The organism is Nitrospiria bacterium (assembly GCA_035517655.1).
Lineage (GTDB): Bacteria > Nitrospirota > Nitrospiria > JACQBZ01 > JACQBZ01 > JACQBZ01.
Genome location: DATIYJ010000008.1, coordinates 70,284 through 88,892 on the forward strand (window position 1 = coordinate 70,284; position 18,609 = coordinate 88,892).

The 18,609-nt window shown below is 54.0% G+C and carries 18 protein-coding genes; 14 read left to right on the top strand and 4 right to left on the bottom strand.

The window, feature by feature from the left end:
- The 6 genes from prcA to VLY20_01125 all read left to right on the top strand — a co-directional run bounded on the left by prcA (window position 1) and on the right by VLY20_01125 (window position 4,895).
- Entirely contained in the window at window positions 1–687 is a 687-nt protein-coding gene (prcA, locus tag VLY20_01100) for a proteasome subunit alpha (protein HUK55237.1), read from the top strand.
- 10 nt (window positions 688–697) lie between these two features.
- Window positions 698–2,074, top strand: a complete 1,377-nt coding sequence (pafA, locus tag VLY20_01105) for a Pup--protein ligase (protein ID HUK55238.1) — start codon at window positions 698–700, stop codon at window positions 2,072–2,074.
- Window positions 2,075–2,394: 320 nt separating this feature from the next.
- Window positions 2,395–2,958: a M23 family metallopeptidase gene (locus VLY20_01110; protein HUK55239.1), complete on the top strand. Its 564-nt coding sequence runs from the start codon at window positions 2,395–2,397 to the stop codon at window positions 2,956–2,958.
- Between the two features lie 16 nt (window positions 2,959–2,974).
- On the top strand, window positions 2,975–3,748 hold the full coding sequence (thiD, locus tag VLY20_01115; GenBank protein ID HUK55240.1) for a bifunctional hydroxymethylpyrimidine kinase/phosphomethylpyrimidine kinase: 774 nt from the start codon (window positions 2,975–2,977) through the stop codon (window positions 3,746–3,748).
- Between the two features lie 57 nt (window positions 3,749–3,805).
- Complete coding sequence (locus VLY20_01120) at window positions 3,806–4,372, top strand: hypothetical protein (protein HUK55241.1); 567 nt, start codon at window positions 3,806–3,808, stop codon at window positions 4,370–4,372.
- Window positions 4,373–4,499: 127 nt separating this feature from the next.
- A complete protein-coding gene (locus VLY20_01125) occupies window positions 4,500–4,895 on the top strand; it encodes a YbgC/FadM family acyl-CoA thioesterase (protein ID HUK55242.1) in 396 nt (131 codons plus the stop codon).
- A 64-nt stretch (window positions 4,896–4,959) separates the two neighbouring features.
- Here VLY20_01125 and VLY20_01130 read toward each other — a convergent pair whose 3' ends face one another.
- Genes VLY20_01130 through VLY20_01140 form a run of 3 tightly spaced genes read right to left on the bottom strand, consistent with a single transcriptional unit; the run spans window position 4,960 to window position 7,700 of the window.
- A complete protein-coding gene (locus VLY20_01130; protein ID HUK55243.1) occupies window positions 4,960–5,979 on the bottom strand; it encodes an ABC transporter ATP-binding protein in 1,020 nt (339 codons plus the stop codon).
- Window positions 5,976–6,965, bottom strand: a complete 990-nt coding sequence (locus VLY20_01135; GenBank protein ID HUK55244.1) for an ABC transporter ATP-binding protein — start codon at window positions 6,963–6,965, stop codon at window positions 5,976–5,978. Before VLY20_01135 ends, VLY20_01130 begins: the two co-directional genes overlap by 4 nt.
- Window positions 6,966–6,989: 24 nt before the next feature.
- Window positions 6,990–7,700, bottom strand: coding sequence for a tetratricopeptide repeat protein (locus VLY20_01140; GenBank protein HUK55245.1), 711 nt, complete (start codon window positions 7,698–7,700; stop codon window positions 6,990–6,992).
- 61 nt (window positions 7,701–7,761) lie between these two features.
- Here VLY20_01140 and yihA point away from each other — a divergent pair, with 61 nt between their 5' ends.
- The 8 genes from yihA to VLY20_01180 all read left to right on the top strand — a co-directional run bounded on the left by yihA (window position 7,762) and on the right by VLY20_01180 (window position 18,244).
- Complete coding sequence (yihA, locus tag VLY20_01145; protein ID HUK55246.1) at window positions 7,762–8,406, top strand: ribosome biogenesis GTP-binding protein YihA/YsxC; 645 nt, start codon at window positions 7,762–7,764, stop codon at window positions 8,404–8,406.
- 222 nt (window positions 8,407–8,628) lie between these two features.
- On the top strand, window positions 8,629–9,372 hold the full coding sequence (locus VLY20_01150) for a MerR family transcriptional regulator (GenBank protein HUK55247.1): 744 nt from the start codon (window positions 8,629–8,631) through the stop codon (window positions 9,370–9,372).
- A gap of 9 nt (window positions 9,373–9,381) precedes the next feature.
- Window positions 9,382–9,684: a hypothetical protein gene (locus VLY20_01155; protein ID HUK55248.1), complete on the top strand. Its 303-nt coding sequence runs from the start codon at window positions 9,382–9,384 to the stop codon at window positions 9,682–9,684.
- 2 nt (window positions 9,685–9,686) lie between these two features.
- Window positions 9,687–11,138, top strand: a complete 1,452-nt coding sequence (locus VLY20_01160; GenBank protein HUK55249.1) for a diguanylate cyclase — start codon at window positions 9,687–9,689, stop codon at window positions 11,136–11,138.
- Window positions 11,139–11,141: 3 nt separating this feature from the next.
- The gene (locus tag VLY20_01165) at window positions 11,142–13,139 is read left to right on the top strand and encodes a TonB-dependent receptor (GenBank protein ID HUK55250.1); all 1,998 of its coding nucleotides are present in this window, start codon (window positions 11,142–11,144) and stop codon (window positions 13,137–13,139) included.
- Window positions 13,114–14,049 carry an ABC transporter substrate-binding protein gene (locus VLY20_01170; protein ID HUK55251.1) on the top strand — a complete coding sequence of 312 codons (936 nt, stop codon included), beginning with the start codon at window positions 13,114–13,116 and terminating at the stop codon, window positions 14,047–14,049. The genes VLY20_01165 and VLY20_01170 overlap by 26 nt, the downstream gene beginning before the upstream one ends.
- Window positions 14,046–16,559: a response regulator gene (locus tag VLY20_01175; GenBank protein ID HUK55252.1), complete on the top strand. Its 2,514-nt coding sequence runs from the start codon at window positions 14,046–14,048 to the stop codon at window positions 16,557–16,559. Before VLY20_01170 ends, VLY20_01175 begins: the two co-directional genes overlap by 4 nt.
- 50 nt (window positions 16,560–16,609) lie before the next feature.
- Window positions 16,610–18,244 (top strand): HD domain-containing phosphohydrolase, encoded by a 1,635-nt coding sequence (locus VLY20_01180; protein HUK55253.1) that lies wholly within the window; start codon window positions 16,610–16,612, stop codon window positions 18,242–18,244.
- Between the two features lie 2 nt (window positions 18,245–18,246).
- On the opposite strand, the gene VLY20_01185 is transcribed toward VLY20_01180, so the two are convergent.
- Entirely contained in the window at window positions 18,247–18,591 is a 345-nt protein-coding gene (locus VLY20_01185) for a tetratricopeptide repeat protein (GenBank protein ID HUK55254.1), read from the bottom strand.
- Window positions 18,592–18,609: the final 18 nt, after the last annotated feature.

An 18,609-nucleotide genomic window follows, 5' to 3' on the forward strand; every position in this document is an offset into this window, starting at 1 on the left:
ATGGCCTTTCCGTATTATGTCTCACCCGAACAAATGATGCAAGACAAGGCGGAGTATGCCAAGAAGGGCATCGCCAAAGGCCGATCGATCATCGCCATGGAATATCAGGACGGGATTTTGATGGTGGCGGAAAATCCAAGCACCTCGCTGAATAAGATTTCGGAGATTTACGACAACATCGCATTTCTAGGGGCGGGGAAATACAGCGAGTTTGAGAATTTGCGAAAGGCGGGTATCCGACACGCGGATCTAAAGGGTTATATGTATAGCCGAGAAGATGTCACGGCGAAATCCTTGGCCAATGCCTACTCGCAGGCCCTGGGAACGACTTTTAGTCAAGAAGTCAAGCCGCTGGAGGTGGAGATCGCCGTGGTCGCCGTTGGAGAAAATGGGCAATCGGGAGAGATTTATCGCATTTCTTTCGACGGCAGCATTACGGATGAACGGGGTTTTACGGTGATCGGTGGACGGTCGGAGGCCATTACGGCATTTTTGAAGGACCGTTACAAAGTGGGTGTTCCTCTGTCGAAGACGCTGGAGCTGTGCAAGGAGGCCATGGAAAACAGCTCAGGCCAGCGGATCGCTGTTCAGAGTCTGGAGGTGGCGGTGCTGGACCGGAACCGTCAAGGCCGAAAATTTCGGCGATTAACGGCCGACGAGATCACGGAGTTGATCCATCCGCAATAGGACGGGTTTTATGAAACAGCGCATTTTTGGACTTGAAAATGAATACGGTTTGATCTTTTCTCCAAACGGTAAGGTCTATCTCCCGGTGGAAAAAGTGCTGGGTTATATCTTTGAAGGTTTAATTCCGAACAGTTGGCCCTCGAACGCCTTCCTGGTCAATGGGGCCCGATTCTACCAGGATACCGGATGTCACCCCGAGTACTCCACCCCCGAGTGTGATAACATCTTCGATCTGGTTACACACGACAAAGCGGGGGAACGCCTGGTTGAGGGTTGTCTGCCGTTGGCCGAAGAACGGCTCAAAGAAGAAGGCCTCAACGGAGAAATTTTTATATTCAAGAACAACACCGACTCGATGGGAAACACCTATGGATGCCATGAGAATTACCTGATGAGACGGGATGTGGATTTTTGGAAGGTCACGGAGCAGTTGATCCCTTTCTTTGTTACCCGTCAGATCTATGCCGGGGCCGGCAAACTCCTTAAGCTCTCCGGTAAAACGCACTATTTCCTTTCCCAACGTGCCCAGCATATCCATGAAAAAACCTCGTCCTCGACCACTTCGTCCCGGAGCATCATCAATACCCGTGACGAACCCCATGCGGATGCGGAGAAATATCGGCGTCTTCACATCATCATCGGAGACTCCAATATGTCCGAATTCACAACGCTGATGAAGGTTGGAGTCACCGCCGTGGTATTATCCATGATCGAGGAAGGCTACACCGTTCCCAACATCGAGTTGGAGGACCCGGTGAAGGCCATCCGAGAGATTTCGAGAGATACGACCCTCAAGCGCCGGGTGAAATTGGAAGACGGGCGAGAATTGACGGGAATCGAGATCCAGCGGCTGTATCTGGATCGTGCCTATGATTATTTGGCATCCACCGAAGTCGATTCCATCACCGAGAACATGGTTAAAAAATGGGAGGAAATCCTGAATAAGTTGGAAGAGGATCCGATGCAGCTCTCCCGCCAGATCGATTGGGTGATGAAAAAAGAGCTGATGGTTTCCTATATGGAGAAAAAGGATTGCGGGTGGGACGATCCTCGCATCTTGCTGATGGACCTCCAATATCACGATGTGAACCGGTCGCGAGGTTTGTACTATATCCTGGAAAAAATGGATATGGCTGAAAGAGTCGTCGAAGAGGGGGATATTCAGTTGGCGATGAATGAACCGCCTCAAACCACTCGGGCCAAAATCCGGGGAGATTTCATCCGATTCGCCCGAGAAAAGAACCGTTCTTATACGGTGGACTGGACTTACCTTAAACTGAATGGCTACTGGGAGGAAACCATTCTTTGCATGGATCCGTTCAGTTCGTCCGATAGGAGGGTCGAGGAATTAATCGCTGCAGCTTCCGGCCACAGGTTTTCAAGGTAGGCTTCCCGCTCTTCCTTGCGAGTCTCCTCTTGTTGACGGTGGGAGGGAAAGCGCCATCCCAGCCCGCCGAGACTCTATCCCAAACACGAGTGAAAGCAAATTCGGATGTCCCCCTGCGCGTCAAACAAGGGGAGGTGTTTTTTTTCACCGTGCAAGTCGGCGATCGTGTTGTCTCCGTGCAGGGTCGGTTGCATGGCCGAACGTTTCCCTTTTTTAAAACAGAGATCCCAAGGCAGTTCGGGGCGTTAATCGGTATCGATCTGGCGGACCCTCCTTCTCGAGAGGATCTGGATGTCGAAGTTGCAAAAGAAGGCGGCTCTGTGGAACAGCGTCATTACACCGTCGATGTGCTTCCGGCCCATTTTAAGACGCAGGACTTGATCGTCCCTAAAAATTACGTGGACCTGGATGAAGAGACGGCCAAGCGCGCCGCAGAGGAACAGGAGAAGATTTTGCAATCCCTCAACAAGGTGACGGGGCAGAAGTATTGGGACGGCCGTTTTATCATGCCGGTGGAGGGAAAAATCGCCGGGAGTTTTGGACTGAGGCGGATCATCAACGGTGAGCCCCGATCCCCGCACAGCGGAGAGGACATCAAGGCACCCAAAGGCACGGAGGTCCATGCAACCAACGAGGGGGTGGTGGCCTTGGTGGGGGAGTTCTTCTTTAGTGGAAAAAGCATCATCCTGGATCATGGCCTCGGGCTCTATACCATGTATTTTCATCTGGATGAAGTTGATGTCGCCGAGGGCCAGAGCGTTCATAAGGGAGCGGTGTTGGGTAAAGTTGGAGCCACCGGCCGCGCGACGGGCCCGCATCTCCATTGGGGAATGCGAATCGACGGGGCCCGTGTCAATCCGTTGTCCGTCTTGAATATTGAATGAGGTTTTCGCCTTGAACGTGGCCTTGACCATCGCCGGTTCGGATCCGACAGGCGGCGCCGGAATTCAAGCCGACCTAAGGACGTTTGCCGATCTGAATATCCACGGAACCGCCGTGCTCGCTTCCCTGACGATCCAGAACACCCTGGGGATTCAGGAGGTGGTCAAGATTCCTCCCGACCTTCTCCGGAAACAGATCGCGACTCTCTTGGACGACGTAACCGTTCAAGCCGTAAAAACGGGCATGCTCTTGGATGGAGAAAGCATCGAGATCATCGGCGAACTTCTGAAAAAATATCAGCTCGAGAGCTACGTCTTGGACCCGATTGTTCGTTCTTCCACCGGCTATTTGATTCTAAAGAAGGACGATGTCGAATTATTGAAAAAGGTGTTGTTGCCGCTCGCCCTTTTAGTCACTCCAAATCTCAAGGAGGCCGAGGCCCTGACGGGACTGTCGGTCCGGACCGAAAAGGAAATGGAACGGGCGGCGATGGAAATCCATGCCATGGGACCCCGGTATGTTTTAATCAAAGGAGGACATCTCGAAGGCGATGCCGCCCTCGATCTGCTGGTGGGGGATTCGAAGATCCAACGTTTTCGAAAGGCCCGCGTTCGAAACCGACGCCTGCACGGTGCCGGGTGCGTGTTTTCCGCGGCGATCACGGCCGGCCTGGCGGCCGGGTTGACGGTTCAACAGGCCGTTCGAAAAGCGAAAGGCTTTGTTCATCGCGCGATCCGGTCCAGCGTTTCGATTGGGCATGGCCGTCAATTGTTAAATTTGACTTCCGATTGAGTATCGGACGACACCAAAAATCTGTGCTATAATTTGAGAGAACGAGAGGGTTCGGTGATGTCGAAACCGGTTCCCCATAACCACCCCTTGAGACAACTCCTCACGGATCTCACGGAGCGGACATTTTCTCAGAAATTGCGATGGCCTGATCCGCCGGTTGTTCATTACGTCTCCAATTTATTGCTTGATTTTACTCATGTCGATCATCTCTACCGGATTCGAAACGCGAAAGGGAAACGCTTAGAGGAAGTGGCCGGAATGCTGCTTGAAGCCGACCTGTTGTTGAATGCCGGTTCGTTTGAACGGGAACGGGAAGTCCATCGGCATATCGGCGATTTTACACTTTTCATGGTCGGAATATTTCCGGAATTTCTTAAACGGATAAAGATCCGTCAATGGATTCACCAGCCGGATTTTCTGATCGACTATATCAAGGTCGGTAAACATTCCTACCGCAACGTTTCCGAATTCAATTACGGTGAATATAAACAGTTTGTTCCGCTTTTCCGGAAACTTTCGGACAATTTTGAATTGTGCGTTATCGGATTAGGTTATATCAAAGCCGCACTGGATCATCTTCAAAATTCGGAATATCGGCAGGTTAAAAACAATCTGATGAATTGAACGGCCGAACGATCCCGTCGACACTTCGGGTTGACGGATTTTCCCAAACGGACAAAATTTATCCTGGACACCATCGCAGAGTGGTGTCTTTTCATTTTCAGCGAAACCCTCGAAAGGCGGTTTCCCAATGGCAGGAGAGTCAAAGAGTCATCTGACGGTCCGGATTTATTATGAAGATACCGATTGCGGCGGTGTGGTTTATTATGCCAACTACTTGCGGTATTTGGAACGGGCCAGGACCGAACATCTCCGTGAGCGGGGGATCGAGCTTGGACCGTGGGCCGAGAAAGGGCTCTACTTCGTTGTCACCCGCGTGGAGATCGACTACAAATCCCCGGCCTGCTATTCCGACCTGCTGAATATTGAAACGTTCGTGAGGGATGTTTCCAAGGCCAGCCTCACTTTTTCCCATACCGTTCGAAATCAAAACAGCCGTCTGACGGCTGAATCGATCGTGGTCTTGGCCTGCGTCTCAAACGGGCGTCCACGACGAATCCCGGAAGAAATCGTTTCCGCAATCTGACGTCAAACGAAGTCCGTCTCGCATCCGGCGATTGGAAGATCGGCCGCATTCCGAGGCCAGGCGGTTACTTGGCGAGTATACAAGCCGCTAAGTGTCCGGCACGAATCTGGACCAGCGGCGGGTCTTCTTTGAGACAGTCCGGTATCCGTTTCGGGCATCTCGAATAGAACCGACATCCCTGAGGAAGGTTCACCGGGCTTGGGAGGTCGCCATCGAGAAGGATCCGGTTGCGTTTCACTTTCGGATCCGGAACGGGGATGGCGGCCAAAAGAGCTTCGGTGTACGGGTGAAGCGGTTGCCGGTAAAGATCCGCCGCCGGGGCCCATTCGACGATTCGTCCCAGATACATGACGGCCACCCGATCGCTGATATGCCGGACCATGTTCAGATCGTGTGCGATGAAGATCATGGAGAGCGCGTACTCTTGCTGAATGTCCTCAAGCAGGTTGATGACCTGGGCTTGGATGGAAACATCCAGAGATGAAACCGGCTCATCCGCCACGATGAGTTTGGGATTCAGGGCCAGGGCGCGGGCCACGCCGATCCGCTGACGTTGTCCGCCGCTGAATTCATGGGGATAGCGGTTGACGACATCCGGATCCAAACCGACCTTTCCGAGAAGCTGGCGCACACGGTCCCGCCGCTCCCGGCGGGTTCCGATTCCGTGGATGATCAGAGGCTCTTCGAGGGCGGCGCCGATGGTCATGCGGGGGTTAAGAGAGGCGTAAGGGTCCTGAAAAATGATCTGTATCTCGCGACGCAGGCGACGCATCCGTCGGCCGTCGGCTTCAAAAATATTTTCGCCCTGATAGCGGACTTCACCCGATGTCGGTTCCAGCAGTCTTAATATCAATCGACCGGTGGTTGACTTTCCACAGCCGCTTTCGCCCACCAGTCCTAGAATTTCCCCGCGCCGGAGATCAAAACTGACATCGTCCACGGCATGAACCCGAAGTCGGGACCGGCCCCAAAGGCCTTCGCGGATCGGGAAATATTTTTTAAGATTCCGGACCGAGAGCAGGGCGGTTTCGGACGATCCGGTTATGATGGAATCGCCTCTGGCCGGTGGGCCCGCGTCCTTCATGCCGTTTCTCCGAAGGCGACCCAGCAACGGACCCGGTGGCCGGGATGAACTTCCTTCAACGGAGGTTCCTCCTGTCCACAGCGGGGAATGGCGACGCCGCATCGGGGAGAAAATTTACAACCCGGCAATTGGTCTATCCATTTGGGAACGGTTCCGGGAATGGCTCGAAGGCGCTCTCCTCGTCCGCCGGTCTTGTCGAATCGCGGAAGAGACGCCAGAAGCCCCTGAGTGTAAGGATGAAGGGGCCGTGCAAACAGTTCCGCGGTGTCGGCCTCTTCGACGATGCGGCCGGCATACATGATGGCCACCTCATGAGCCACTTCGGCAATCACGCCGAGGTCGTGCGAAATCAGGACCAGGGACATGCCGAGCCGCTCGCGCAGTTCCTCCAGAAGGACCAAAATCTGCGCTTGGATCGTGACGTCCAAAGCCGTGGTGGGTTCGTCCGCAAAGATGAGGTCGGGATTGCACGAGATGGCCATGGCGATCATGACCCGTTGTCGCATCCCGCCGCTGAGTTGATGCGGATATTCCTTCGCACGACGATCGGCGGAAGAAATGCCGACCAACTCCAGAAGTTCGATCGTACGGTCACGGGCATCCTTGCGGTTAAGTTTCAGATGGAGCCGGAGCATTTCCGAGATCTGGTTTCCAACGGTAAAAACCGGGTTGAGAGACGTCATCGGTTCTTGAAAAATCATTGCGATCCGCTTCCCGCGAATCGCTTGCATTTCGTTTTCCTTAATGGTCAACAGGTCGGTGCCGTTGAACCATACCTCCCCGGAAACGATCCGACCGGGCGGTTGCGGAATGAGGCGCATCACCGAGAGAGCCGTGACCGATTTTCCGGATCCGGATTCGCCGACGAGTCCCAAGACGGTTCCTTGACGGACGGTCAGATCAATGCCGTCCACGGCCTGAACGACACCTTCATCCGTATGAAATTGCGTCCGGAGATTCTTAATCCTCAGAACGGCCGGGTTCACGGTTTCCTCGGTTGAACGAAAGAGCTAGGGTTTTTTGGCCAAGTTTAGGTAAACCTGGACGGCGCGGTTGGCGGGATCGATCTTCTGCGCAGCTTTCCATTCTTGCAAGGCCAAATCCCGTCGGTTTTGGGTGTAATAGGCGATCCCAAGGTGAATGTACGCCGGCACATATTGGGAGCCCGTCGCTTTGGCTTTGATGAAAGCTTCGATGGCCTGATCCAATTCTCCCTTCTCTCTGAGAGTCATCCCGATTTTGGTGAGTATATCCACAAAATTAGGCCGGAGCTTGACGGCCTTCCGGAACTCATCGAGCGCTTGATCGTACAGGCCCAGGTTATAATACGCATCGCCCAACTTGCCATGTTCATTGGCCAGCTTGCCTTGAATAAAGGGATCAAGCGATGTGGGCTCGGAACGCACCACTTTGGCGGCTTGGGTGAAGACGCGTTCGGCATCGGCGAATTTCTGAAGCTCGTTGTACGTCACAACAAGGCTGAGGGCGGCGTCTGTGTACTTGGGATTTAAGGCTAAGGCCTTCTCGAAAAATTGCGCGGCGCGTTCCAGGAGGCCTTTCTGGGAATAGATCAGGCCCAGACGATTGAAAACGTCTGCGTAACCTCTTGCATTTCGTTCCAGGAGTTTCAGGAACAAACGTTCCGCCTCATCCAGGCGATTTTCTTCGAAGCATTCCTGGGCGGCACGGTAGACTTTTTCGAATTCGGGATCGCCGATCATAGTCCAACACTATAAAAGAAAAGCCCCGTGCTGTCAACAACCGTGCGGTCGGATTTTTCTCTTGATTGTCCTGACCGCCTTCGGTACAGTGACGGCCATGAAGATTGTGCGAGCGGAGTTTGTACGAAGTTGCGCCTCATTACGCGAATGTCCATCGGACGGGCTTCCGGAAATAGCCGTTGCGGGGCGATCCAACGTCGGGAAGTCGTCGTTGTTGAATCGATTGGTGCAACAAAAGGGGCTGGCCAAAACAAGCGGGGTGCCGGGGAAAACACAACTTATTAATTTATTCAAGATCACCGTCGGCCATAAATCATCGCCGGCCTTTTATCTTGTGGATCTGCCCGGGTACGGTTATGCTCGCGTTTCACTCGCCCAGCGTGAGGCGTGGGGGGCCTTGGTGGAGGATTATCTGACGCATCGTCCGACGCTCCGTGGGTTGATCGTATTGGTCGATATTCGCCACTCGCCGGGTCTATTGGATCAACAATTGTTTTCATGGATCAGCTCGTATAAGCTTCGGTGTCTTCTGGTCGCCACCAAATCGGATCAGATGTCCCGAGGGCAGATTTCGGGCGCGCTTCTCAAGATCAAGGCCTCCTTACCGGGATTGGCTATGGATCAGGTCATCCTTCCATTTTCTTCAAAGACCGGTGAAGGTCGTGATGCCATTCTAGAACATATCCTTCACCTCCTAAAAGACTAACTCCCCTGAAGTATTGCCAAATTTCGTCAAGGATTAGGAAGGCGGGTTCCTAATTCAAAGGACACACGTTCATTGAGAGAATAGTGCGTCTTTATAACCTCTTGATTTATTACATTGAACAAGCATGTGTTAGAAATAGGTCTTATTTTACAGAAGGTTGGTACATTTATTGCTCTAATATAATCTGACAATCAACCTCCATTCAAAGAGAGTAGGAAAGGTATGGCGAAAAAAATCTACACTCCGAAAGAGATTTGCAGACGGGCCAAGATTTCAGCCAGACAACTGGGTTACTGGAAACTGATCGGAATCGTGCGGCCCGGCCAGGAACTGCACGGTTCAAGGATATTCTATCGCTATACGGAGCGGGATCTTCAATTGCTCCAAGCCGTTCAGAAATTGACGGAGCAAGGGTATCTGGTGAGCAAAGCCGCTGAAAAAATTAAAGCGGTCATGGCGGGAGACGGGGAAATTTCTGCCCACTCGTTACTGAATCTGCTGAATGTACAGCCGACGCCGCATCATGATCCATCGATGGCGGTTCTAAAAAGTATGGAGGATTTCCAGAAACGGGTGGAAGAAGAACGGATCCGGTCGCGTCGCTTCCGATATCCGCTGTCGTGCCTTGCGATTAAGATCGAGATTTCACCGCCGGACAAGGAGGATGCGCTCCGGGAAATCACTCAAAAGTTCTTGCATACCATAAACGTCTACAGACGGGCATACGACACGATTGCTCAAATCAATCCCCAAGAAGTTTTATGGCTGTTGTGTCAGACGACGGATGCCGGTGTGGGACTGGTGGCCCGGCGCATCCTCATTTTGTTTCCCGAACGGGAATGGATCGTCGATAACGTGCGGTACTCGATCCAAATCCACACGGGACACGCAACCATCGAACCATCGAATGAAGGCGTGGCCATGTTGGTGGAGCGGGCGAGGGCCGCGTTGAACTCCGCGGTTTGAGGAGAACCGATGCGGTTGGAAGCCATCATCGCCGTAATGAACGTAACCGTTCTGATGGTCGCTGTGTTGATGGTAGCCCTCGTGATTCTTCCCCTGGGTCGAGATGTCGTCGGCCATAAACGAAACTGGGTATGGCTGATGAGCCTTTGCGTCCTGCTGGCTGTTCGAGCCGTCCTCGAATTTACGGAACCGGCCTGGATCGAGGGGGTTCGTTCGTTGCTCGGAATCGGTGTCGCAATCTTGTTTCCGTGGATATTGTGGAAACGATATCGCGATATCCGACATGGGGCCGAATCGGAGAAAACAGGCTGACCATGGTTGACGCACTCCGATGGATTGAACAAGGGGCGCTGGCCGTGTCGGGAGGCGCCGTTGTTTATTTCGGCTTCCTTCTCCACCGTGAGGCGCGGTTGGATCTGGAGCGGCTCGGCGCTCTGTTCTTCATTCTGGCCGGCAGCTTTGGTTCTTTCTCGAATCTGGTCGTTCTGGTTTTTCGTGGAAAACCGGCCCACCTGGTTTCGGCCGTCGGCCAGGAAATGTTTACGATTACGACGGCGACGGCGGTCCTGTTGTTTATCAGCGCGGTTTTCAGTCTCTATGCCAAGAAGCTCTTGGCTCGGCAAGCGCAAGCTTTGGAGACGGCAGAGGCGGCTGCCATGACGGACGCCACCACCGGAATTTACAACCATCGGGCTTTTCAAAAACAGCTGGAAGATGAAGTCATGCGTTCCCGGCGCTATAACCGGCCGGTTTCGCTTCTCATGATCGATTTGGATCACTTTAAAACCTTGAACGATACCTACGGCCATCCGGTAGGCGATGCGATTCTGCGGGAGGTGGGCCAGCTCATCAAACAAGGACTTCGAACCATCGATTTCCCGGCTCGGTACGGGGGGGAAGAATTCTCGATCATTCTTCCCGAAACGTCATTGGAGGGGGCCCAGGTTGTCGCCGAACGCATTCGCAACAGCGTCCTTTACCATCTCTTCGATCTGCCCGGCGGTCATCGCGCGTTTATTTCGATCAGCGTCGGGATCGCGAATTGTCCCATCGATGCCCGGGACAAAGACGGAATGATTGAAATGGCGGACAAGGCCCTCTATTTTGCCAAGCAGAACGGGCGCAATCGCGTTAGACTCCACGGCGACATGTTGAAGGCTGATCTTGAAAAGAATCAGTTCAGTCTGAAGGCGATTCTCCGGGATTCAAAACTCAGCGGGATCCGAACGATTGGATTGGCCATCGACGCAAAGACGCCGTTTACGTTCGGACATACCGATCAAGTGGTTCGTTTGGCCATGAATTTTGCCAAGTTCCTGAAACTCGACCCCGAGGAGGTCGAGAGCCTCCGGGTCGCAAGTTTACTTCACAATATCGGTCTTATGAATACGCCGGAAAATGTTTTAAACAAGCCGGGTCCTTTGACGTTGGAAGAGCGGAAGATCATCCAGGCCCATCCGATGTTGGCGGAGATGCTGCTCCAGGACGCGCCCCGGTTGGACGGCGTGTTGCCCGCCATTCTTTACCATCACGAGCGATGGGACGGGAATGGTTATCCAAAAGGTTTACGCGGAGAGGACATCCCTTTTCTTGCACGGGTGCTGGCTATTGCCGAAGCCTACCATGCGATGATTTCGACCCGACCGTACCGGAGACGGATGGCCGGTCATGAAGCCCTCGAGGAATTGCATCAATGCGCCGGCAAGCAGTTTGACCCGCAATTGGTGCAATCCTTCGTTCAAGCATTGGATAAAGGGGGTGATTAAAGAATGAGACGTCATTTGATCCTCTTGGGATTCGTTTGCATCGTATCCGGAGGCACCGCCTGGGCGGATGAGAAACCTCTGGAACAGGATATCGCGCTTTTTAGCGCGGAGCAGGAAGGCGCCGTGGTGGTCTCGGCGGCGCGGTACAAACAGGTGGTGGGCGAAGCCCCGGCTTCCGTCACCATCATTTCAGCCCGAGAAATCCATCAGTATGGTTGGCGGACCCTGGCGGATGTGCTCCGATCCGTGCGCGGTTTTTATGTTTCCAACGACAGAAACTACAGCTACTTGGGGGATCGCGGGTTTTCAAGGCCGGGCGACTTTAATACACGGGTTCTCGCCCTGCTCAACGGCCATGTTCTCAACGATGATATTTACGATGAATTTCTCTTGGGACGGGAATCCGGCATCGACCTGGATATTGTGGACCGGATCGAGATTGTTCGCGGCCCCGGTTCGGCCCTTTACGGCACCAGCGCTTTCTTTGTCGTGATCAATATCGTTACCAAAGAGGGAAGCGACTTTAAAGGCCTGCGGGCCTCGGCCGAGTCGGGAAGTTACAATACCAACAAAGGGCTTCTGACGTACGGCGAACAGTATGGGAACGGGCTCGACCTCATGCTCCATGCTTCCCGCACACAGAGCGGCGGTCAGACCCTTTACTTTGCCGAGTATAACGATGGAAACCCCGCTCACGATTCCGGCTTCGCCAAAAATTCAGACGGGGAGTCCGTCTCTTCCTTCTTCGGAGAACTCCACTACAAAGACTTTGGGGTTCAGGGAATCTACTTTGATCGAAGCAAGGAAATTCCTACGGCTTCTTACTTCACGGTTTTTAACGACGGCCGGGAAGAGACCGTCGACAGCCGATATTTTCTTGAATTCAAATATAATCCCCAGATCACGCCGACGCTGGGATTGATGGCCCGGGCCTACGACGATTGGTATGGCTACAAGGCGAACTATCCCATCGATTATCCTCCGCTGACGATCAATAAGGACAACACGCCGGGCCGATGGTATGGAACGGAACTTCAGTTGGACTGGAAAATCCTGGCATGGAATCGGCTGGTGGCCGGGACCGAGGGTCAATACCATCAGGTTCTGCTCAGAAATTTCGATGAAGATCCGTTTCATTCTTATCTGAACGTCCATGACCGTTTCCAGGTCTATTCGGTTTACTTGCAAGATGAAATGCAATTGATGAGCGACCTGACCTTGACGGCCGGCATCCGGCACGACCTCTACGTTCACTACAACGCCCAGGATAATAAGCACACGACGCCCCGAGCCGCCTTGGTTTACGAGCCCCTGCAGGGCAGCGCGTTCAAACTCCTCTACGGTCAGGCCTTTCGTGTCCCGAACGGTTATGAATTGCTCTATTGCGGAGTAAACTACCTGTGCAACACGACCCTCAAGTCCGAAAAGATCAACACCTATGAAGGAGAAGTTGAACAGACCTTGGGCCCGCATTTGAAAGGCAGCCTGTCGGTCTACCGTTACGATATCAAGGACCTCATTAACCTGACGGATGGGGGGACGGGAACACTCGAGTATCAAAACATCGAACGCGTCTGGGGCAACGGCGTCGAGACGGAGCTTCGGTCGAAATGGGCGTCCGGAATCGAAAGTTATATCAACTATACGTATCAGATCGCCAAAGATCGCGATACTCATCAAGAGCTGAGCAATTCTCCCAGACACCTTGCGAAGGCCGGGCAACTATTCCCTCTTTCCATCGAGGGAGGTTCCGCCGGGATTGAAGAGCAATACGTCGGGAGTCGAAAGTTGGTGTTGGTGGACGGAAAGGTCGATCCCTATTTCGTGACGAATCTTACCCTGACCTTCCGCAATCCCTCCAAAAACTTTGAAGTTCAGACGTCCATCAACAACCTTTTTAATGCGCGTTTCTCGGACCCGGCCTCCAATGAACTCGCGCCGATCCTGCAAATTCCTCAAGACGGTAGGAATTTCTATGTCAAGATCACGGCCTATTTTTAATCGGGTTTTTTTATGCCTGGTGTTCTGGACGACGACCGTCGTCCTGCAGCCGGCTGGCGCCTTTTCGGCGCAGGTGGCCGTGATCAAGAGTCAGGATCTGCTTCCCTACGACCAAGCCGTGGAAGGTTTCCGGCGTCAGACGCAGACGGACGTTGTGGAATACAACATGCGGGGAAACGCCGACGAGGGAGCGAAGATTGTCGAACAGGTAAAACGCCTCAAGCCGGCCGCGGTGTTGGCGGTCGGCTCCAAAGCCGCTGGCTTGGCCAAAGCCGGTCTTCCGGGAATCCCGTTGGTCTACTGTCTTGTCATCGACCCCAATCAGTACGGCCTTCAGAACGGCAATGTCATCGGGATCGGTTTGGAGATTCCGGTCCAGTCCCAGTTCAAAACCTTCATAACGGTGGCGCCTGCTTTGAAACGGATTGGCGTCCTCTACGATCCCACCAAAACCTCCGGATTGATCCGTTCGGCCGAAGATGAAGCGCGCCGTTTGAAGTTGGAACTGGTGAAATCCGAGGTCCGAACGTCGGATGAGATTCCCGGCGCGATCCAAAAACTCTTGCCGCAAATCCAGGGCCTCTGGATGGTGCCGGACAGCACGGTGATCACCAACGATTCGTTTCAATTCATTCTGCTGGAAACCCTGGAGAAGGGCGTTCCCTTTATGGCCTTTTCGGACAGCTTTGTGAAGGCCGGCGCTCTTCTGGCGCTTTCGCCCGATTATACTGCGATCGGCAAGCAATCCTCTGCTCTGGTGGACCAAGTGATTCGAAGCGGGGTCCCGGATCAGGGCAAGGTGATCTACCCGGAAACGGCGCGTCTGACGATCAATTTGAAGACGGCTAGAATCCTCGGATTGGCCATTCCGGAGGAAATCCTCAAGACGGCCGACGAGGTCATCCAATGACGGATCTTGGGCGTACGGCATTCAGTTTAAGGATGAAGTTCACCCTGATGATCGGTTTGATGATCGTCATGGTGGGGCTGTCCCTGGGTTGGTATTCCCTCTACAGCATGCGCCGGGAGATGGAGAACGAGCTTCTGATGAGGGGCAAAAGCCTGACGCTGGCTCTGGCTTCAACCAGCAAGTTCGGCGTGATCGCGGAGGATTCGGCGAACCTGAAGAACATCATCCAGGGGACGCTGGATTCCGAACAGAAACCTACCGCGTTGGAATACATCCGCATCTATAATGCAAAACAGACCATCCTGGCCGAGCAGTTTAGGGAGGGTGAAGAGGATAAATCCAAACTGAGTATCGTCCAACCTGGTGAGTTTGACGAAGCCAAAACGGAGATTTTGGTCAAGCGGGTGGCGGATCCTAAAGGGGATGACGAATATCCCTATGCCCTTTTGGCTCCGATTATATTGCACAAGACGGTCAACGCGGGAATCGATGAAACCACGACGCAGTTGTTCAATCTTCAGAGCGGTCGGGATCAGGCCGTGCTGATTGGATACGTCGAGCTGGGAATTTCCGACGCCCCGGTTCGAGACAAGGGCAAGGAGCTTGTCCGGTTTTATGTCCTCCTGACCTTCGGGGTGATCGCCTTCGGCATTCTCGGTTCGAGTTGGTTTGTGCGTGCGATCCTAAGGCCGGTTCAAGGGATGATCGAAACGGCGATCTTAATTTCCCGCGGCGATCTCAGCAAATCGGTTGATGTGGTTTCCGGGGATGAGCTGGGTCAATTGGCCAGGATTTTCAACCGGATGACGGATTCCTTGCGTGAACGCGACACCCAGCTCCAGACGCAGTTCCAGGCCCTGGAGTCCACGCACGCCGACCTTCGGCAGACCACGAGGGAATTGGAGGTCTCCAAGGATCAATTGGAATTGAGGGTTCGCCAACGGACGGAAGAGTTGGCGAACAAGAACACAGAGCTTCAGACCATGATGGAGAAGGCGCAGGAGGCGGATCGTCTGAAGACCCAGTTCCTCGCCAATATGAGCCATGAGTTGCGCACGCCGTTGAACGCCATCATCGGGTTTGCCCAGGTCATGCTGGAAGGGATTGACGGTCAAATCACGGACGTGCAGCGCAAGGACCTGACCGCCATCTATCAGAGCGGGAAACACCTTCTGGAGATGATCAACGACATTCTGGATGTGGCCAAGATCGAGGCCGGCCAGATGACGCTTCACCTGGAGGAAACCCGGCTCGACGAAATTGTCCAAAGCGTGATGGCCTCGTCCAAGGGACTGATCAAGGGCAAGGAAATCGAGGTGACCAGCGAGGTCGCAAAGGACCTTCCGATGATTCGGGCGGATCGCGTTCGCCTTCGACAGGTCTTGTTGAACCTGATCAGCAATGCGGTCAAATTTACGGCAAAAGGCGAGGTTCGGGTCAAAGCCGTCAGGAATTCGAAATCGATCCGTGTCAGTGTAAGCGACACCGGCATGGGCATCCGTCAAGACGACGTGCCGAAACTATTCAAGGAGTTCCGGCAACTGGACGCCTCCACCACGCGGAATCAGGGCGGGACCGGTCTGGGTCTTGTGATCGTCAAGCGGTTCATCGAACTCCATGGCGGCCGGATCTGGGTGGAGAGTCAGTTCGGCCACGGTTCAACATTTTCATTCACCCTGCCCTTGGAATCGTCCACACAGGAGGTTCTACGGACGAGCGGGGCCCGGGCGAATCCGTCCGCCGATGAACCGTCCTCGGCGGATCCATCGGAGAAGCCGCAAGGATCGATCGTGGCCGTGATCGACGATGATCCGCTGGTGGTCTCCCTATTCCGGCGTTACCTGGAATCCGAACCTTTTCAGGTTGTGGGCGTGGATCCCACCCATGACATCATGGATCGGGTGGTCCGTATCCATCCCCAGGCGATCGTTCTTGATATCTTAATGAAACCGAAAAGCGGGTGGAATGTTTTGCAGGAGCTCAAAGAGAATCCACAAACAAAGCAAATCCCGGTCGTGATCTGTTCCATCCTGGATGACAGCGGAAAAGGGTATGCTCTGGGAGCGGTGGATTACCTGGTCAAACCGGTCAGTCAAGAGGCGGTTCTCCAAGCTCTGAACCGGTTGGGAACGGTTCGCAACGTGGCTGTCGTTGACGACGATCCGATGGCGATTGCATTGATGCAAAAAGTCTTGGGCCGGCAACCGTATCGGGTGCACGCGGCCATGGGCGGAGAGGAGGGGCTGGCCCTGATTCGGAATGAAAAGCCGGACATCGTTTTTCTTGATCTGATGATGCCCGGCATGGACGGATTCGAAGTTCTTGATGCCCTTCACGCGGATCCGGCCACCCGGAATATCCCGGTCGCGATCGTTACGGCCAAAGATCTGACGCCGGCAGACCGGGAGCGCCTAAACGGCAAAGTGATCACGTCCATCCAGAAAAACGTCCTGGGCGAGGCCGATTTTATGGTTGAAGTAAAGGCCGCGCTCAAGCGTTTGGATGTATAATATAGGCCGACGGCAGACTCAGGGCCGTCCGTAATGAGAAGGAGGGTTCAATGGAATCGAAAAGAAAGATCCTTTACGTGGAGGACAATCCGGAGAACGTCCTTTTGATCAGGAGAGTCCTTGAGGCCAAGGGGTATGAGGTGTTGGAAGCCGAAAACGGAATGACCGGGATCGCGATGGCTGAGCGGGAACACCCGGACCTGATTCTGATGGACATCAATCTGCCGGATATGGACGGATACGCCGCGGCCACGAAGATCAAAAACACGAAGGGCCTGGAGGCGATTCCCATCGTGGCCTTGACCGCGAATGTAATGAAGGGCGACCGGGAACGGACACTGACCGCCGGTTGCGACGGCTATATCGCCAAACCGATCGATGTTTCGACGTTCGCGGGTCAAGTCGAAACCTTTTTAAAAGGGCTGAAGGAATCGGTGAGTCCCGAGGATGAAAAAGTTTACTTAAAGGAGCACAGCGTTCGACTGGTTGAACATTTGGAAGAGCGGATCCGGGAGTTAACGGAGGCGAATGAACAACGGCAACGGAGCCTGGACAAGCTCGAAGAACGGACCAAAGAACTGGTTCTGCTCCTGGAAATTACCACGACCGTTTCATCCTCGCTGAACCTCCGGGAGCTGTTGCAGACCTCCGCCCAAATCGCCACGGAGCGGCTGGGAGTTACCTTCTGCCGGATTCTTCTGATCAACCGGCAGCAGAATCATCTGATGGTCATGGCCGCGCATCCGAGGCGGGAGCTCGATGGAGATTTTGAAATCGGCCGTTTCTGTGAAACCCGAGAATCGGAATATCTACGCGCGGTTCAGACGGCCTCGGAACCTCTCTTGCTGCGCGGGGCGGACATTATGACCAAAGCGCGCACCCCGTTGGATCGGTCGCTCTTTACCGGCGGGGTGGAAGATCTGCAGTCCCTTTTAATCTGTCCCGTGAGCAAGAAATCAAATCTTTTAGGCCTTCTGGTTCTGGGAGAGATCCGGCAATGGGAGCGGAGCCCCTTTGCGCCGGGGAAGGTCCGACTGTGCGATTCCGTCGCCCGTCAGATGGCCGGCGCGATTGAGAACGCCAGGCTGTTTGAAGAGGTCGTTTTGAGAGGAAACCAAATAAAGGCGGCCAACCTGGACTCCATCAAGGCGCTGGCCTCGGCCCTGGAAACGAAAGATGTGGAGACCATGGGGCATTCGGATCGCACGGTCGAACACGCGCTGTTGCTCGGCCGGCGGTTGGGGTTTTCAGAGAACGACCAAGAGGTGCTTCAATATGCGGCGATCCTCCATGACATCGGCAAGATCGGGATTCCGGAATCGATCCTAAAGAAGCCGGGCAAATTGACTGCGGACGAATATGAAGTGATGAAGCAGCATCCGGTCCTCGGAGCGCAGATCATTCAACCCGTCAAATTTCTGGAACCGGTTGTTCCGTTGGTCCGGGCGGATCACGAACGGTGGGACGGAAAGGGGTATCCGAACGGGCTGCGAGGCGAGGAGATTCCGTTGGGGGCGCGGGTTGTTGCCCTTGTGGACGCTTACGATGCGATGACATTCGACCGGGTGTACCGAAAGGCCCCCGGCAAGGAATACGCGGTCAACGAAATGCAGAAAAACGCCGGAACCCAGTTTGATCCCCAACTGGTCAAACTGTTTTTGGAAATCCTGAAAGAGACGCCTTAGGCTCATTCCGGGCCCGGCAGGGGCTCGTTGGTTGAGGTCTTTCGTATGGGACTGTATTTCGTGTTCGCGTCGTATGCCTGATCGAACACCTCCATGGCTTTCTTCATGTCCTTCAGCTTGTAATACGAATACCCCATAAAATAGTAGGCGTTGGCGTTTTCGGGGTCGATCTCGGTCGCGGTCTCAAACTCCTTGATCGCGTTCTTGTAATCCTGCTTGAAGTACAGCTCCAGACCGGTGTTGAAATGCCGTTTCGCCGTTTCCGCGTCGAACAACTCGTCCGCAAAAACCGGATAGGCGCCGATCACGGCCGTCAACAGTACGGCCCAAGCGATTCGAGTCATCATGTCGTCCTCCTTGCCCTG

What these genes read in the sequence shown, in the direction of transcription:
- VLY20_01120 (HUK55241.1), top strand. Translation starts at nt 3,806, where the DNA reads ATGTCGAAACCGGTTCCCCATAACCACCCCTTGAGACAACTCCTCACG.
- VLY20_01170 (HUK55251.1), top strand. Translation starts at nt 13,114, where the DNA reads ATGTCAAGATCACGGCCTATTTTTAATCGGGTTTTTTTATGCCTGGTG.
- VLY20_01175 (HUK55252.1), top strand. Translation starts at nt 14,046, where the DNA reads ATGACGGATCTTGGGCGTACGGCATTCAGTTTAAGGATGAAGTTCACC.
- VLY20_01125 (HUK55242.1), top strand. Translation starts at nt 4,500, where the DNA reads ATGGCAGGAGAGTCAAAGAGTCATCTGACGGTCCGGATTTATTATGAA.
- VLY20_01185 (HUK55254.1), bottom strand. Translation starts at nt 18,591, where the DNA reads ATGATGACTCGAATCGCTTGGGCCGTACTGTTGACGGCCGTGATCGGC.
- VLY20_01180 (HUK55253.1), top strand. Translation starts at nt 16,610, where the DNA reads ATGGAATCGAAAAGAAAGATCCTTTACGTGGAGGACAATCCGGAGAAC.
- pafA (HUK55238.1), top strand. Translation starts at nt 698, where the DNA reads ATGAAACAGCGCATTTTTGGACTTGAAAATGAATACGGTTTGATCTTT.
- VLY20_01165 (HUK55250.1), top strand. Translation starts at nt 11,142, where the DNA reads ATGAGACGTCATTTGATCCTCTTGGGATTCGTTTGCATCGTATCCGGA.
- prcA (HUK55237.1), top strand. Translation starts at nt 1, where the DNA reads ATGGCCTTTCCGTATTATGTCTCACCCGAACAAATGATGCAAGACAAG.
- VLY20_01130 (HUK55243.1), bottom strand. Translation starts at nt 5,979, where the DNA reads ATGAAGGACGCGGGCCCACCGGCCAGAGGCGATTCCATCATAACCGGA.
- VLY20_01160 (HUK55249.1), top strand. Translation starts at nt 9,687, where the DNA reads ATGGTTGACGCACTCCGATGGATTGAACAAGGGGCGCTGGCCGTGTCG.
- VLY20_01155 (HUK55248.1), top strand. Translation starts at nt 9,382, where the DNA reads ATGCGGTTGGAAGCCATCATCGCCGTAATGAACGTAACCGTTCTGATG.
- VLY20_01140 (HUK55245.1), bottom strand. Translation starts at nt 7,700, where the DNA reads ATGATCGGCGATCCCGAATTCGAAAAAGTCTACCGTGCCGCCCAGGAA.
- VLY20_01150 (HUK55247.1), top strand. Translation starts at nt 8,629, where the DNA reads ATGGCGAAAAAAATCTACACTCCGAAAGAGATTTGCAGACGGGCCAAG.